Source organism: Sinomicrobium weinanense (assembly GCF_018863395.1).
In the GTDB taxonomy this organism is placed as follows: Bacteria; Bacteroidota; Bacteroidia; order Flavobacteriales; family Flavobacteriaceae; genus Sinomicrobium; species Sinomicrobium weinanense.
In genome coordinates this window covers 110,448-125,926 of the sequence record NZ_JAHKRR010000007.1, presented here as the reverse complement: position 1 = coordinate 125,926, position 15,479 = coordinate 110,448, and the positions used below count along the sequence as shown (strand labels likewise).

Here is a 15,479-nt window from a genome sequence, read left to right as displayed (position 1 = left end):
TTCCCGGAAATAAAGTAAAGGTTATCTTCTTGTGAGAAGTAAAAGAAACTACAGTGAGATTCGACATGGGCTGTGTTAAAATAACCGTAAAATAAAAATTAGCCGGTATTTGATCTTATTCTCCTGCTATCATAATTATATCCTTTAAAATTGATTTCAATTGAATCTTCTTTTCTTGACCTTTAAAATTTTACTGTAAATTTTTTATCTTCCTAAACCGGGGCACTTACAAAACTTCGTCCATTTCGGTAGATTCTTCGGTGGAGATTCTGGCTGTTTTTGAGGTGGAATAAAGACTTTTCTGAAATCAAAACCTGATCATATGCGAAAAATTGGCAACCTCAAAAATTGCGTTGCGCATCTTTGTCGCGATGCAAAAAGCAGAAATGAAATGAAAAAGAAGATGTTGACAATTATCATACTGGCAACATTGCTGATTTCCTGTAAAGAAACACATAAGCTGGGAAATCCGGGCACATCTGCAGCGGAAGCCAATGCGAACGGATCTGTAAAAGACGAAGCGCAACAAGCCCCCGGAATACCAGGTGACCACGCGATAGAAAAACTATTGAACGGTTTACAACCCGGAACGCGTAAGGATAGCCTCTAGGGACAAATCTGAAAAAATAAAAATTAGCTTTGTTTATTCAAAAAAATTAAGACATTTCCAAAATAGTATGAGATGTTCGATTGTAGTCCCTCTACCATTCCCTTGGGTTCGAGTCGAACTCAAGGAAAAGAATTTAGTTTATCAGCTTAATTCAATTTTTGGGGAAAAACGAGAATTTATGCGATCGTGAAATAGCTCAATATAAATGTTTTGTTTTAATTGTAACTAATTGATATTAGGTGTTTTGATTTTGTGTTTTTAAGTTGCTAAGGAATTTTAAAATAGAAATAAGCTGTTCGAGTGCAGTACCTTCATCCGCACTGAGCGAGGTTTCTGTAAGAGATCTCGCTTTTTATTTGGGTTTTATTGTTAGGGTTTTAAGTGTCCGGCTTTTGCAATCTCCTGTTTTGTTTAAGCATAACTCTGTTTCAAACAGATTGCATTCATTTTGTTTGGGAGTGTCCATACCCGATACAAAACCCCCTTCGGAGATTAATCATTTCCACCATCCGTTCTGTTTTCTTATGTAAATGATCTGACCCGTATGATATGCATTATGTGCCGCTAAATTGGCTATCGCTGAGCCCCATTGATCAATTTGCTCCGGTGTTGCGTTTTCAATTAACATCTCCAGTTCCGATTGCTGATGATCTAACTTTTGAACTGCGGTTTTCCATTCTAAATCTTTATATTTTTTAAATGTAACTTCGTTGCTTTCAATTTGGAAATCAGATAGGTCTTCACCTTTTATTGCTTTTAAGTGCTTTTCATTCCAAAATATCAAATGAGAAGTTAATTCGCCTATGGAATGATTTGCTGTACTGTCTCTCCGGTTTGATTGTTCCGCTGAAAGATTTTCGATTGCTTTTATTGAAGGCACAAACCATTCCTGGTTGTTATGTGTATTTTTCAATTGTTGTAAGAGTAATGATCTCACGTCAAGATCATTCGTATTCCGGGTCTTATTAGTACAACTTACTAATATTCCCATACCAATTAATATCAAAATATATTTCATCATTATGTGTAATAATTTAATGAGTACTAAAATTACTTTTGTTTGGGTATATCGGGTGGAGTATAATCGACATTGCAAACGTATGGATATGACCTAAAGCCACAAAGTAATTTATGTTTAATAATATTCACAGTTATTGATTACTGCTAAATGCATCCCGGAACATTTTCCAGCCATCAGGTGTTTTTTTCCAGAGGACCAGATATTTTCCGTTATCCTTCTGTTTTCCTTTTCCATCATAAATTTTAAGCAAACCAACCTCGACAACATATCCGTCCCCGGCGCCAAAAACCTCCTGGGTGATAAATTCACCACTACGGGTACCACCGGCATATGACTTTCTGAAAAATTCAGCCACGACGTCTTCACCACACATAATCGGTTTACCCGGTTCCATTAGACATGCATCCTTGGCATAGCGATCTGTAAAAAGTTTGGGTTCGTTTCTTTCATACGATTTAAAATAAATAGCATTACTTTCTGCTATTGCCTTTTTTGCTTCTTCCAGTTCAGATGTCTGACCAAAGTTTTTCTGACAGAAGATAAAAAATACCAAGGTCATGATTCCAAATAAATAGTTTTTGCCTGTCATAACTAACTGATTTAAGCTTTTATTGGATAAAAGTATACTTCAGTTAAGTGTTATGATTGTAAAAAACCGACATTTCTATTTTATAGAAAACTACTGCTCGACGGAAATAACCCTTTTTGGTAAGAAGATGGTGTAATTCCTGTAAAAGATTTGAAATCTTTAATAAAATGTGACTGATCTGAGTAACCACACTTATATGCAACCGAGGTAAGAGTACCGGGAGATTTGTTTAATTCGCGAAGGCTCTCGTGGAAACGATATATTTTTTGAAGTTCTTTAGGCGTTACGCCAATGTATTCTTTAAACAGCCGCTGTATATGACGTTCACTGTATCCCGTTTCAGTTGTCATTTTTTTTACTGCAGTTGGGGTAGTAATGTCTTGTGCCAATAAGGATATCATATAATTAAGAAACTCTATATTTCTTTCTTTTACCTTGTACTTACTCAGCCTTTTTATCAGAAATGCTTCAAGTATATTGATTCGGGCAGTTAAATCGTTTTCTGAAAGCAACATTTCATGTAACAAGGAGGTGTCTTTTCCAAAAACGTCATGCAGATCGAATATATTATTACTGAAAATAGTGGCTCTGTCATTTATAAAACAGCAGGCCGTATGGGGATGAAAATTGATTCCCAGGATAATATCACGTCCAATCATTTTGGTCCTTGAAGGGCCCATTTGTTGGCCACGCAATTCCAAATTTGTGTCGGTCTCGAAGTTATCACCACGTTTAGATTGCCATTCGGCACCTCCTAAATTAAAAGCAATTTGCAGGTAACCCGAAGGCAATAGAACTTCCTCTCTGATGATGAATTCTTCCGAATCGAAAAACCAGAACCTCTTTATATAGGGCCTTAATTCATCACCCGGAACAATTGTTTTATAGACCATGACTACTGAAATTCTGTGCTGATAAAAACAAAGCAAGAAGATGAAAAAAAGAGCAAAACCGGCAGGCCATTATGACGCATTAGTGTTGCGTTATAAGTCAAAATTATTTTTACTCCATTTTATACGAAACATTAATCCAGTTCCATTCCCATGTTTTTCCGTTGTCTTCAGAAAAGGCCTGGCTCCATACAGGATGCTGCCTGTCGCGCATATCCCAGCGGAACACCATGACGATATCTTTTCCATTGAAAGTATCTTTTCCGAAAAAGTGTCCGATATCATTGTCAAACGAACCGACAACCGGCGGGTCCAGTACACCTGAATCGCTTGCTACCCAATACAAACTCCACAATTTTGTTTCCGGATTGAATAACCGTAACGTAAACCCTTCAAATGGTTTATCATCAAAGGTTGCCCTATATAAATCCGTATTGCCAATACCTTGTAATATGGTCCCATAATTGACATCAACAGACTCCAGGTAAATCCATTCGTTATTATTGCTTAACCTGGACTTAAGTTTTTTATGGTACATTTTCCACTTGCCCGTCAGCACATCGAAGTCGTCGTGGGAAGATGTTTCGGAGGCTTTGATGACCAGTTCTCCGTTTTTATCAAACGAAAGATCAGGAATGGGGATTTTTGTGTCAAATGTCAGCAGTTTTTCCCGGAGTTCTTTTTCATTTTCAATGATCCGGTTTTCGTACATGTACCAGTTCCATTCCCATGTTTTTCCGTTGTCTTCGGAGAAGGCCTGGCTCCAGATGGCTTTGTCCGGATCAGTTTTATCCCACCTTGCCATGACAATAATGGGTTTACCATTAAAAGTTTCCCGGGCATAAAAAGTGCCGATGTTACCTTCAAAGGAGCCTACGACAGGATTGTCTCTATCAAGTATACCATTTTTGCTGCTTGCCCAATAAATACTCCACAGTCTTGTTTTCGGATTAAAGAGGGTAAGGCCTATGCCTTCGTAGGGTTTACCATCAATAACGGAACGATTGTTATTGGTATGGCCGAGCCCATTCAATATCTTTTTGTCTTTGTTGGTGCCATCGTATTCAATCCATTCCGTGCTGTTGTTCAATCGTGTTTTGAGTTTTTTGTTATGGATTTTCCAATTACCTTCAAAAAAGTCAAAATCATTTTTAGAAGAAGTTTCAGACGGTATAATCCTTAATTTGCCATCTGCCTCAATAGTGGCGTTAACCAGGTCCTCCTTCGTTATTATGGATTGTGCGGAACTCTGTGTAAAAATAGCCGGTAGAATCAGTGAAAATATGACTGCGATGTATGTGTTATAGTGTTTCATTATATCCCTTGTTTTTCGCAATAAAAATATAATTATATTCGACTATCTTAGTGGTACACTTTTTACATTGTAACTGGGCCAGATTAAGGACCTGAAAATGGCTGTATATGTTTCCATGGAAATCGATATTAAAGTTTAGTAGGGAATCAACTAAACCGATCTACTTGCAGTTAACAGATGCCATAATTAAATCGATCCATGAAGGACATCTTTTTCCCGGACAGAAATTACCCGGAGCCAGAGTGCTTGGAGATTTACTAAATTTAAACCGTAAAACTGTTATAGCTGCTATTGAAGAACTATCCAGTCAGGGCTGGTTGGAAAGTTATGAATGCAGGGGGACCTTCGTATCAAATAATTTGCCCAAATTAAAGTATAAGCCATTGCAGCATACGGTTTTTGGGGAAGCGGTAGAAGGAACTGGCCATAAAGTCAATAAATTCCGTTTTCTTGAATCCTTATACCTTGATTATAATAATGTCCGCCTTATCGATGATGGGGTTCCTGATGTAAGGTTATCACCATTGAATACGCTGTATGGATATCATCGTTCCATTCTTTCCAAAAATGCTTTTAGTGCTTTGTTGAAATACAATCATATTGAGGGAGATCTTGATTTGAGAATGACACTAAGATCTTACCTGCATACTACCAGGGGAATAATGACCAATGGTCAGAACATTTTTATAACCAGGGGGAGCCAGATGGCAATTTATATTGCTGTTAGTACCTTATTAAAAAAGGATGATTATTGCATTACAAGTTTGCCCGGCTATCAGATAGTTGACAATATTATTAATCATTTGGGAGGTAAGATAGCCCATATAGCAGTAGACAGGGAAGGTATCGATGTGGGCCAGGTGGATGAGATTTGTAAAAAGAAGAAAGTCAAATTGCTGTACATAACACCCCATCATCATTATCCGACAACAGTAAGGCTTTCTCCCAAACGCCGTATTGAATTGTTGCAACTGGCCATAAAGCATAATTTTTACATACTGGAGGATGATTATGACTATGATTTGCATTATAACAATAGCCCGGTACTGCCCCTGGCAAGTTTAAATAAAGATGGCCGTGTAATCTACATAGGTTCTTTCAGTAAATGTCTCTCACCATCTGTACGTGTGGGGTATTTTGTTGCTCCGAAAGAGATCATGGAGGCTGCTAATAAATTGAGAAGGATCATTGACAGGCAGGGCGATCCTTTATTAGAAAGAGCGGTAAGTGAATTTATAAAGTCCGGTGATTTGAACCGGCATTTAAAAAAAACTGTCAGGATATATAAGCATCGCAGAGATTATTTTTGTTCTTTGTTACAAAATAATCTTTCAGAACACCTGAGTTTCATAAAACCTGAAGGAGGCATGTCGGTCTGGTTGGTTTTCAAAAATGCGGAGGTATTAAAAAACCTGCCTGATAAACTTTTAGAACAAGGCTATTTACTCGAAACCGATAATATTTTTATCGAAAGATTCAATGGGGTCAGGATTGGATTTGCTTCGCTGAACGATGTGGAGATGGACAAATTTATTGAGACTGTAAAGCAGATTCTGGATTAAATATTGCAGCGCGGTCCTGAAACGATATAAGAGTTCATCGATGCCGGGGATTTTGCGATGGATTACTGGCAGAAGCACGGATTCATAGGTTCAGCTGTTCGTGGAGATACCAGAGAAAACGATGAAACCCGGGTTTCCATATAGGTCATTTGTAATTTCTAAGATGGAAACCCAGGTCGGTTTAAACAGTTAATCCTTTAGTTGAACGGGCATACCTTCCGTCAGGCTTGTACTCCCTTGCTTAACAATGATGTCACCCGCTTCTATGGCCCCGGAGATCTCTGTCCAGCCCCCGGAACCGAGGCCGATGTCGACCGGGACCAGATTAATTTTATTTTCGATGACACGGGCTACATAATTTTCGGATTTTGTACGTATAATACTGCTTTGTAGCACCCGGACAGAAGGAGTGCTTCGCCTGAAATTCAATTGAACCCGGGCGTAAGAACCAGCCTTGAGTACCTGGCCGGGGTTATCCACATCAAATTCTACCATTAAGGAACGCAATTGCGGGTCTAGGGCAACGCTGCTCCGGGAAAAACCCGCCCTGAAAGTCCTGTTTTTAAGGCTGTTTACGGTGAAAACAGCGGTAACGCTATCCTGTATGGCCTGAGCGTGTTTTTCGGGAATAGCAACTACCAGCCTTAATTTATTCTGCCTGGCCAGGTCAAATAAGGGTTCTTCCGTATTTCCCACCAGTGTTCCCGGAGAAACCGGCCGTCTTGTAATAACCCCGGAGAACGGAGCCTTCACCCTGGTATAATTCTGAAGCTCCTCGGCGGCCTCCATTTCGGCTTGTATAGCGTTATGTGCGGCGCTGTCACCTAAAAAACGGGTATTGGCCTGTTCCAGTTCCAGGGTAGATACTGCACCTTCCACGCGAGAAGCGTCCAGCATCCGGCGATAGTTGGCCTCACTGAAATTCAACTTTTGAAAGACCTCGCGTTGCTTTGCCCTGGCCGCCAGGTAGTGCTGTGCGATCTCGGGAGCATCCAGTGTGGCCAGCAACTGGTCTTTTTTTACCTGGCTTCCCCGGTCGACGTATAACTTGTCGACGAAACCTTCTATTTTGGCATAGAGTGTCACAGATTCGTACGGATACAGTTCCCCGGGCAGGCTTAAGGTATAGCTTACGGTATCTTTTTTAGCTTTGATGGTAGACAGGGAAATAACATTTTCCTTCCCCGGAGAGGCCTTTGTTACGGGGTCTTGTTTATCGGTATTGCAGGAAACCGCCAATACGGTAAACACTGCCAGTATGGAATTATGGATTGTTTTCATTTTATGATTCGATTTTTGTTTCAGACTGAGGTGTAAAGTATTTGGATGAAGGGTCGTCCGGATCCAGGGATACACTGTCAAACGTGGCTTTGCTGCGGATCAGTGTATAGATATACGGCAATACCAGGAGAGAGGCCAAAGTAGAGAAAAGCAATCCGCCGATAACGGCCTGCCCCAATGGTGCTACCTGTCCTCCTCCGTCTCCTATGCCCAGGGCCATGGGGATCATTCCTGCGATCATGGCCGAAGCTGTCATTAAAATAGGGCGGAAACGCGATTCAACTGCCCCCAGAGCGGCTTTAAATGCCGGGATCCTCTGTGTTGTCCGGTAAACTTCTGCCTGGTTTACGATCAATACCGCATTGGATACGGAAACGCCGACGGCCATGATCATCCCCATGTAGGACTGCAGATTAAGCGTACTTCCACTAAACAGCAGGAACAGCAGGCTGCCTCCAATCACTGCCGGTACCATAGACAGGATAACGGCGGACACCTGGAATGATTGATAGTATGCCGAGAGCAATAGAAAAATGACAATGATGGCAATGAATAATCCTTCCTGCAAGCCCGAAAGGGTGCTTCCCAGTATTTCAGTAGCTCCTGTCATTTTAACCAGGTAACCCCTCGGGGGAGGACCAATATCCCGAATGGCTTTTTTTACGGCGACCGCGGCACTCCCCAGGTCCTTGTCGTGTGTATTTGCCAGCAGGGTAATGAACCGGTTTGGTCCCTGTCGGTTAACCTGTCCCTGCTCTTCCGAAGGGGTCAGGTCTGCTACATCTTCTAAAATGGGATGAAGACTACCGGGTTTTAACGGTAGTTTTCTCAGATCGTTCAGAGCTTTGATACGGGTTTCCGGTAGTTGCACCTGTACCTGGTAGACCAGGCCCGAATTAGGATCTATCCATACATTTTTGTTGATGTACCGCGATGAGGAAGTTGCCGTGGTCAGGGCTGCATTTACCTGTTTCATGCTCAAGCCGAACTGGGCTACCCGTTCGCGGTCTACCTGTACGGAAATACTGGGGTAGTTCAGAGGTTCGGTGATATGGACATCCCTCATATAGTCGATATCTTTTAACCTGTCCTGTAACTTTAGCGCATATGTTTTGGCCTGGCTCAGGTCTTTGCCCAGTATTTTTATGGCTATGGGAGTGGTATTGCCCTGGCTCATGATCTTTTCCACGAGCTCCATCGGTTCAAAAGTGAGTTGTATTTCCGGGAATTTGCCGGCTACCTTGTTCCGGATCCTTTCTTTCAGGGCTTCCATGGAACCGTTGTAGGCCTCCCCGTTGACCGAAAACTGCAAAACCGCTTCGTGAGATCCGGTGGTAAACAGAAAAATAGGATTGATCGGAGAGTTTGGGGAATGCATCCCTACAAAAGCGGAAGTGATCTTAATTCCACCCTCTCCTGTTTCTTCCTTTATGAGATCTTCAATGTTTAGAATATATTCCTCGGTTTTTTCAAGTGTTGATCCCTGCGGTGCCTGGATACGCAACTGTAGGTCCCTGGCATCACTGGCCGGCAGAATATCTGTCCCTATCCATGAGAAGCAGAGTCCTACCAGGAGGATTACAATTAAGAGATAGCCCCCCACGATCTGCGGTTTACGTTTTTTGCCGCCCAGAATTGTATGGAGGTATGTATTCCTGAATTTCTCAAAACGTCCCGGTTGCTTTTTCTGTTCCCGGGCGGTGTGATTGTTTTTCATGATCCAGTTAGCCAGCACCGGGATAAAGGTTTGGGAAGCGAGAAACGAAGCGACCATTGCTGCACCGACCGCTATGGACAATGGCATAAACATATCCCTCGGTACACCGGCCATCATGAACGACGGGATCAGTACGGCGAGGATACATAAAAGGATAAGCAATTTGGGAACCGAGATTTCCAGCAAGGCATCTAAAACGGCCCTGCTTTTGGGTTTGTTCGTTTCAAAATGCTGGTGAATATTCTCGATCGTTACCGTAGCCTCGTCTACCAGTACCCCGATGGCGAGGGCCAGGCCACTCAGGGTCATTATATTTATGGTCTGATCAAACAAATAGAGGGTGATTATGGCCGATAAAATGGCGATGGGTATTGTAAGTACAACAATGAGCGCCCCTCGTTTGTCTCCCAGGAACAGAAGTACCATGAGTCCCGTTAACAGGGCTCCGAGTATTCCTTCATGCATCAGATTGGAAAGCGCATTTTCTATATATCCGGACTGATCGAATACGTACTCCACAGAGACATCCTCAGGGAGTGTATCTTTGAGAAGGTCCATGGAATTTTTAAGGTTATTTATGGCATCCAGGGTAGATGCATCTGCCTTTTTTATGATGGGAAGATATACCGTACGCTTTCCGTTAACCAATGCATATCCTGTAATTTTGTCCGTTCCGTCGGTGACAGTGGCAATATCGCGGATAAATACCGTAGGCCCGTTTCCGGTTTTTACAGGAGTATTTAAAAAGTCTTCCGGACCCAGCTCCAGGGTATTGACCGGGACCATATAATCCTGGTTGTCAATTTGCACATTACCGGCCGGTGAAGGGAAATTATTCCGGTTAATGGCGAGCATAACCTCTTCTGCCGTTAAACCATAAGCGTGCATTTGTTCGGGAATAACATTGACCACCATGGTCCGGGTATTCCCCCCGAAAGGTGCCGGGGCGCTGATCCCTGGGATATTGACAAACATGGGACGAATACGGGACAGTACCAGGTTTTGAAGTTCCCCGATAGAACGTTTCGGGCTTTCGAACACCAACTGGCCTACGGGTTGTGCCCCGGCATCGAAACGAACCACTTGGGGAGGGACCGCCCCCGGAGGGGTAAATGCCATGGCACGGGATACCTGTGTAGATACTTCTGCGGCTGCCTGCGCCATATCGGTTCCCGGGTAAAAAGAAAGTTTCATCAGGGTAAGTCCCTGGACACTTTTAAATTCCATGTCCTGTACGCCACTGACAAAAACCAGTACTTTTTGAAACTCGTTGGCCATGAAACCATCCATATATGCGGGAGACAATCCTCCGTATGGCATGGCGATATAAATGGCAGGAGATGTTATCTGAGGAAAAATATCAACTTTGATCTTCCGTATGGCCAGGAAGGAGAAATATATGAGGGCCAGAATCACCACGATAACGGCGATAGGGTTTCTCAGTGAGAGCCTGATTATTTTCATATTTTAAATTTTTTAATTGAATGTTCGGGTCAACAGGGAAAAATCTGCCCGGGCCCCGGCTAAACGTATAACGTACTGCCAGTACTGATAATAGGCGGTGATCCTTTCCTTGTCTGTAAATTGTAAGGTTTGCTGTATTTGAAGCAGGTCGGTGAGGTCAATGATGCCGTTGCGGTATCTTACCTCGTATAACTGATAGGCCTTTTTTGCAGCAGCATAAGCCTGTTCTGCTTCCCGGATCTGTTTTGCCGTATGTATGAGCTGTTGCTGTGCAGATTCGTGGTCTTCCAGGATGCCCAGGTTTATACTTTCTTCTTCTGCTTTATAGCGGTTTATCTGTTCCTCATACCGGCGGACTTCCAAAGGTGCGGTGTAAACGCTGTTGAGGTTCCAGGTCATACCGACCCCCACCAGGTAATTTTGTACGGGCATATTATAGCTGTCCTCCCATGATCCGCCTGCTGTATCGGAAAAAGAAACACCCCGCAACTGGCCTCCGGCTAAAAGAGAAATGTCCGGAAGGATATTTTTGCCAGCTATTTGCTTTTGTTTTTTTGTAAAAGCTATTTCCTGTTGCTGCAATTGTACAACAGGGTGATTTTCCGGTATGGGATCCATCCACATGTTTTCTCCGATCGTGGTAAAAAAACGCGATGTAGTTTGCTGTACACTTTGTAATGGTATACCGGTAAACCGGGTGAGGGTGTTGCTTGTCGAAGCTATTCTGCCTTTCCAGGATTCCTTTAAGGCCTCTGCCTGTTGCAGAGAGGCCTTTACCATTAGCGAATCCCCGGCTGCTGCAATGCCCGATCTTACTAAACTCCTGGAAATGTCCATGAGCTGACTAAAACGGCCTATTTCTCTTGCCGCCCAGTTTTTCATGTTGTGATAATATAACCAGTCTATATACGCCCGGGATATTTTGCGTTTAAGGCTTAATTTCTCCAGGTCCATGGAAGTTATAGCCTGTTCTTTCCGGATACGGCTGGCCTTTACACGGTTCCGGTGTTTTCCGAATTGAATAGCGTTCCATTGAACGGTTCCCGAAGCTACCATGTTGGTAGCAGTGGCATAGGCCTCCGTGCCGGTTCCGCTTATATTAAAAATGCCCGGAAGGGGAAAGAAAGCCCCTCCCGTTCTCTGAGCACTTCCAAAAGTGTTCTGTGCCTGGATATCTATTCGGGGAAGATTGGCAAGCTGTATCAGGTTGTACTGAACATTGGTTTCCGCTATTGCGGCTTCCCGGGCTTTGATGTCGGGATATTGCATGGCAGCATTGTACAGGGCTGTTAAGGAGATCATGTCCCTCTCCTGTGCCTGAGTTTTCCAGCTGGTACACCATAAAATGACCACCAGCGGTATATAATACCTCATGATTTTTAAGAGTTGTGATGATTGTTGAAACTAAAAAAATGTATATTTAAGAAACTGTCTGAATTTTATCCCCTTCGAGAAACTCAGGGCATCGCCTTTGGTTCTCTTATGCGTCTTTTTCCGTGCAGACAAAGGCAAGGTTAAAAGATTGACAGGAGATTGATCCGCTACGCGGCAAGATTGAACGGGATTGAAATGTTTAAGATCAATCTCCCGATAGCTATCGGAATTCAATCTTTCATCAATCTTCTTCAATCTTACAGGTTAAAATATTGACAGTACTAAAAACGGGAGATCAGGCGTAGAGGACGAATTGTCTTAATTGTTTGTAAATGGGTATCTTTATTGGAAAACCTCCGTTTTGAGCAGGTACACGGAAGTTTAAGGGAGAAGAATAATGCAGGCTTAAAAATACAAGGATAAGCGAGCTTAGCAATAAAAGGGGAGCCTGGAGCTTCAGGGTCTGAAGAACGGCCAATACATCATTGGTATTATATTGAAAGTCTGCTCCGCTCTTGAATGTACAATTGATAAAATAGGCCGCCCGGGCTTCTGCCGGATTCGTGGGCATATGGGCCTTTGCAGGGATCCCCTGATGCATATCGAGATAATGCATAACGACCTTTTTCACCGCACAGGAAGACGTGAAGAAAATAATAAGGGTTAATAAGATCGATAAGCCGTTTCTCATACGCTGCTTTATCAGTAAGGCTCCCAAAAGTATAAAAATGCTTCCGGACAACCCTTTAACCTGGGGGAATTAACTTTACATTAATAATTTCGGGTCATATTTGCCACTTCTGTATAATCTCTGTGTCACTTTGCGCCTGCTTTATGAATTTCTGCTACCCCGGCCGAAACGGCTTTGGGTTTTCCGGCTACATCGGGAACTGATCAGCGAGCCTCGAGAGTCTCTAACCATTCCAGGAGCATCTTTTTTTCTTTTTCACTGATTACGGCATCCCGGTGTAACAGGGTATAAGAAGAAAGCGGCATTTTATTGCTTTCGATCTGACTTTTAACGGACCTTAGCTTGCTCCTTTTTTTTCTGGAAGAATAGTCGTCCCATTCACTGAAGTTCAGTTCCTCCTTTCCTTCGGTAATATGATCTTCCAATATCCATGCCATAGGCTGAACCGTACTATACCACGGATATTCAGTGTTGTTGCTATGGCAGTCGTAACACGACACCCGGATTTTTCGTTCTATATGTTCCGGTACCTCGTTGGAGATCATAAAGTCCGATGGGGGTACAACCTCGCTTTGGTTGAGCGAAGTGGGTATAAATTGTATACCCACAAGCGCAACCAATATCAGTAATCCTGAAATTTTAAGATACTTCATTTAACCGATCTTCTTTTGTACTTTTCCACATGTCAGCATCTTGCTTCCAAAGTACGGGTTTTTGATCTCCTCTTCCGTACTTAGCCAAAAACCTCCTTTGTTCTCATTGTACATCGGACAGTACTGTTGATATAATGTTTGGGAGGTGCCGGTTATGGCTACCATGTCCACAATGTCTTCGCTTAATATCTCAAAGTGTTCCCGCTGGTGGCCGATTTTGCTTTTCGAAATGTGCTCTCCGTGCTCAATGGCATCCTCAACAATCTCTTTTAATTCCTGTTGCTGTCCTTGTTCATAGCTGCTAACATCAAACTTTTTTAGTGTTTTGGCCAGTTTGCCGCCGGCCTGTGCAGCTTTTTCGGAATTGCTTTCCACCAGGGCATTTTTCAGGTCTAAATACTGGTTTACAATGGTAGTGGCAATCTCGTCCTGCACGATGGCATTGATGCCGTTGCCGTTCTTTTCCGGCCTGTTCTGCATTGGGGTGCTTGCGCCAGGCATTGCACTGAGGGATGCAAAAGATAGTATTGCAATTCCCAGACTTACTTGGAGTACTCTCATAATGATAGATTTAAAGGTTGAAATAATAAAGTGTTCTTGTTAAAATCTCGCGGAAAGGCCAATATGACTTCTTCCGGGCGAACATATGGTTAACCGGGATTGATATGCCGTTTCACGATGTAAAAGGTTAATGCGTTGATAATTAGGTATGCATAAAGAATGCCCAGGCAGATCCCGGGCATAAGGGATTCGCCTCATAGGAGGGAACAGGGCATACAGGCGGAAAATGCCTGATGCTTAAATATCAAATAAGGTAAGTTTCGTAAAGGACCTGGACATCGGATGTCAATAAAGGCGGTTCATAATCCCTGAAGGGAACAAATCCTTTTTCTAAGCCTTCAAACAGGTTGAGATAGGTATAAATAAAGGCAGCAACAAATGCCTGTTGTTCAATAACAGTAGTGCTCGAAGTGGGTTTAAGTTGTCCCTGTCCTTCTATGACGATGCATTTGTCACTACAACAATCCTCTGAAGAAATAGTACAATCGGGTGTAGTTAAACTTTTTTGCATGTCCATGCTACAAGCCTCTGCTTTGTCAAGAAGAGAAATATCTCTTATGGAGTCTCCACAACAATGCATATTTATGGTGAACGACATTGTAGACAAAAGCACTACAAATGTCATGAACACGGCTGCGATCTTGTGGATAAAACCTTTCATTTCAAAACAAAACTATAAAATTTGTTTTATGAATACTTCCTTTTAACAATATTTTGAGAAGGAAACCAACCGGGCCCGGATCGTCAGGATATTCAGTCTGCTTATGGAAATTACAAAAGTTCCCCGGACGATTAAATGTTGCCCCGGTCAAAATTGGTGCAGTAAACCCTTCTGTCAGTTGTTATATTTTCAGGGTGAAATTTAATTTTTTTTACAAATGTTTTCGAACACAAAAAAATATTTGATACTTTAGACGGAAGAAATGAACTTTTATTTAATGTAACCTATAAAAAATATAAATAATACAAAAAGGATAATATCCGGTCTGTCCGGAACAGTGCCATAGATCTGTCTGTTTTCTTTAAAACTGTTTTCCTGACATTTTGTATTTGAACAAAACGCGCTTTTGCCCCCGGATGGAGCGTTGTTGAGGAAGTATGATAGTGCTGTGATACGAGAGTTCACTAACCAACGATACAATGGACCACTCTTTACATCGGGAGGAAGAAATCCGCATCGACAATGAAGCTGTTATAGCCCGGGTCAACCGGGGGGATGAAAGAGCTTATGAGATATTGTTTGAACTGTATTACGACAAACTCCTCTATATAGCGGTAAATTATATAGGTAACAGGGAGGATGCCCAGGAAATTGTCCAGGATGTCTTTGTTAAGATATGGAACAAGAGAAATGTAATAGACAGGAATAGGAACGTCAATAACTACCTGTATCGCATGACCAGGAATGCCTGCCTGGATTTCCTGAGGAAAAGAAAGTCCCGGTTAAATATTTACCGCGATACCCTGCAGGAAGAAGCCCTTGTAAATTATTCAGCCCTGGCCGATGATGTTTCTTCTTCCGTTATTGAAAAAGAATTGGAAAAACAGGTGTTGAAAGCACTGGAGTTGCTCCCCGAAAAATGTAAAACTGTATTTGTAAAGAGCAGGTTTGAAGGGCTTAAACGCAAAGAGATATCGGAAGAGCTTCATATTTCCGTAAAAACCGTAGAAAACCATCTGACCAGGGCATTGAAACATATGAGAGTGCATCTCCAGGAGTTTCTTTCCCTGTTTTAAAAACCGATAAAATC

Annotated in this window: 14 protein-coding genes; 3 read left to right on the top strand and 11 right to left on the bottom strand. The window is 42.4% G+C overall.

Going from position 1 to position 15,479, the window contains the following annotated elements; all coding sequences use genetic code 11:
• The first annotated feature begins 391 nt into the window (after positions 1 to 391).
• Positions 392 to 610, top strand: a complete 219-nt coding sequence (locus tag KN811_RS17310) for a hypothetical protein (RefSeq protein ID WP_187964121.1) — start codon at positions 392 to 394, stop codon at positions 608 to 610.
• Between the two features lie 496 nt (positions 611 to 1,106).
• Here KN811_RS17310 and KN811_RS17305 read toward each other — a convergent pair whose 3' ends face one another.
• The 4 genes from KN811_RS17305 to KN811_RS21885 all read right to left on the bottom strand — a co-directional run bounded on the left by KN811_RS17305 (position 1,107) and on the right by KN811_RS21885 (position 4,425).
• On the bottom strand, positions 1,107 to 1,631 hold the full coding sequence (locus KN811_RS17305; RefSeq protein WP_187964122.1) for a DinB family protein: 525 nt from the start codon (positions 1,629 to 1,631) through the stop codon (positions 1,107 to 1,109).
• Between the two features lie 130 nt (positions 1,632 to 1,761).
• Positions 1,762 to 2,220, bottom strand: coding sequence for a YybH family protein (locus KN811_RS17300; RefSeq protein WP_216334913.1), 459 nt, complete (start codon positions 2,218 to 2,220; stop codon positions 1,762 to 1,764).
• A gap of 80 nt (positions 2,221 to 2,300) precedes the next feature.
• Positions 2,301 to 3,113 (bottom strand): helix-turn-helix domain-containing protein, encoded by an 813-nt coding sequence (locus KN811_RS17295; RefSeq protein WP_187964123.1) that lies wholly within the window; start codon positions 3,111 to 3,113, stop codon positions 2,301 to 2,303.
• 109 nt (positions 3,114 to 3,222) lie between these two features.
• On the bottom strand, positions 3,223 to 4,425 hold the full coding sequence (locus KN811_RS21885) for a hypothetical protein (protein ID WP_247716539.1): 1,203 nt from the start codon (positions 4,423 to 4,425) through the stop codon (positions 3,223 to 3,225).
• 164 nt (positions 4,426 to 4,589) lie between these two features.
• Between KN811_RS21885 and KN811_RS17285 the strand changes: the two genes are divergently transcribed.
• Complete coding sequence (locus KN811_RS17285) at positions 4,590 to 5,987, top strand: aminotransferase-like domain-containing protein (protein ID WP_187964124.1); 1,398 nt, start codon at positions 4,590 to 4,592, stop codon at positions 5,985 to 5,987.
• A 189-nt stretch (positions 5,988 to 6,176) separates the two neighbouring features.
• Here KN811_RS17285 and KN811_RS17280 read toward each other — a convergent pair whose 3' ends face one another.
• The 7 genes from KN811_RS17280 to KN811_RS17250 form a co-directional block, all read right to left on the bottom strand.
• On the bottom strand, positions 6,177 to 7,268 hold the full coding sequence (locus KN811_RS17280; RefSeq protein WP_187964125.1) for an efflux RND transporter periplasmic adaptor subunit: 1,092 nt from the start codon (positions 7,266 to 7,268) through the stop codon (positions 6,177 to 6,179).
• Position 7,269: 1 nt separating this feature from the next.
• On the bottom strand, positions 7,270 to 10,449 hold the full coding sequence (locus KN811_RS17275; protein ID WP_187964126.1) for an efflux RND transporter permease subunit: 3,180 nt from the start codon (positions 10,447 to 10,449) through the stop codon (positions 7,270 to 7,272).
• A 12-nt stretch (positions 10,450 to 10,461) separates the two neighbouring features.
• Positions 10,462 to 11,823 carry a TolC family protein gene (locus KN811_RS17270; RefSeq protein WP_187964127.1) on the bottom strand — a complete coding sequence of 454 codons (1,362 nt, stop codon included), beginning with the start codon at positions 11,821 to 11,823 and terminating at the stop codon, positions 10,462 to 10,464.
• 295 nt (positions 11,824 to 12,118) lie between these two features.
• Positions 12,119 to 12,514 (bottom strand): hypothetical protein, encoded by a 396-nt coding sequence (locus KN811_RS17265; protein WP_187964128.1) that lies wholly within the window; start codon positions 12,512 to 12,514, stop codon positions 12,119 to 12,121.
• Between the two features lie 203 nt (positions 12,515 to 12,717).
• Positions 12,718 to 13,167: a heme-binding domain-containing protein gene (locus KN811_RS17260; protein ID WP_187964129.1), complete on the bottom strand. Its 450-nt coding sequence runs from the start codon at positions 13,165 to 13,167 to the stop codon at positions 12,718 to 12,720.
• Positions 13,168 to 13,728, bottom strand: coding sequence for a DUF3347 domain-containing protein (locus tag KN811_RS17255; RefSeq protein WP_187964130.1), 561 nt, complete (start codon positions 13,726 to 13,728; stop codon positions 13,168 to 13,170).
• A gap of 244 nt (positions 13,729 to 13,972) precedes the next feature.
• Positions 13,973 to 14,389 (bottom strand): HYC_CC_PP family protein, encoded by a 417-nt coding sequence (locus tag KN811_RS17250; protein WP_187964131.1) that lies wholly within the window; start codon positions 14,387 to 14,389, stop codon positions 13,973 to 13,975.
• A 479-nt stretch (positions 14,390 to 14,868) separates the two neighbouring features.
• Here KN811_RS17250 and KN811_RS17245 point away from each other — a divergent pair, with 479 nt between their 5' ends.
• Positions 14,869 to 15,465: an RNA polymerase sigma-70 factor gene (locus KN811_RS17245; protein WP_187964132.1), complete on the top strand. Its 597-nt coding sequence runs from the start codon at positions 14,869 to 14,871 to the stop codon at positions 15,463 to 15,465.
• The last annotated feature ends 14 nt before the right edge of the window (positions 15,466 to 15,479 follow it).

What these genes read in the sequence shown, in the direction of transcription:
- KN811_RS17310 (WP_187964121.1), top strand. Translation starts at nt 392, where the DNA reads ATGAAAAAGAAGATGTTGACAATTATCATACTGGCAACATTGCTGATT.
- KN811_RS17305 (WP_187964122.1), bottom strand. Translation starts at nt 1,631, where the DNA reads ATGATGAAATATATTTTGATATTAATTGGTATGGGAATATTAGTAAGT.
- KN811_RS17300 (WP_216334913.1), bottom strand. Translation starts at nt 2,220, where the DNA reads ATGACAGGCAAAAACTATTTATTTGGAATCATGACCTTGGTATTTTTT.
- KN811_RS17295 (WP_187964123.1), bottom strand. Translation starts at nt 3,113, where the DNA reads ATGGTCTATAAAACAATTGTTCCGGGTGATGAATTAAGGCCCTATATA.
- KN811_RS21885 (WP_247716539.1), bottom strand. Translation starts at nt 4,425, where the DNA reads ATGAAACACTATAACACATACATCGCAGTCATATTTTCACTGATTCTA.
- KN811_RS17280 (WP_187964125.1), bottom strand. Translation starts at nt 7,268, where the DNA reads ATGAAAACAATCCATAATTCCATACTGGCAGTGTTTACCGTATTGGCG.
- KN811_RS17275 (WP_187964126.1), bottom strand. Translation starts at nt 10,449, where the DNA reads ATGAAAATAATCAGGCTCTCACTGAGAAACCCTATCGCCGTTATCGTG.
- KN811_RS17270 (WP_187964127.1), bottom strand. Translation starts at nt 11,823, where the DNA reads ATGAGGTATTATATACCGCTGGTGGTCATTTTATGGTGTACCAGCTGG.
- KN811_RS17265 (WP_187964128.1), bottom strand. Translation starts at nt 12,514, where the DNA reads ATGAGAAACGGCTTATCGATCTTATTAACCCTTATTATTTTCTTCACG.
- KN811_RS17260 (WP_187964129.1), bottom strand. Translation starts at nt 13,167, where the DNA reads ATGAAGTATCTTAAAATTTCAGGATTACTGATATTGGTTGCGCTTGTG.
- KN811_RS17255 (WP_187964130.1), bottom strand. Translation starts at nt 13,728, where the DNA reads ATGAGAGTACTCCAAGTAAGTCTGGGAATTGCAATACTATCTTTTGCA.
- KN811_RS17250 (WP_187964131.1), bottom strand. Translation starts at nt 14,389, where the DNA reads ATGAAAGGTTTTATCCACAAGATCGCAGCCGTGTTCATGACATTTGTA.
- KN811_RS17245 (WP_187964132.1), top strand. Translation starts at nt 14,869, where the DNA reads ATGGACCACTCTTTACATCGGGAGGAAGAAATCCGCATCGACAATGAA.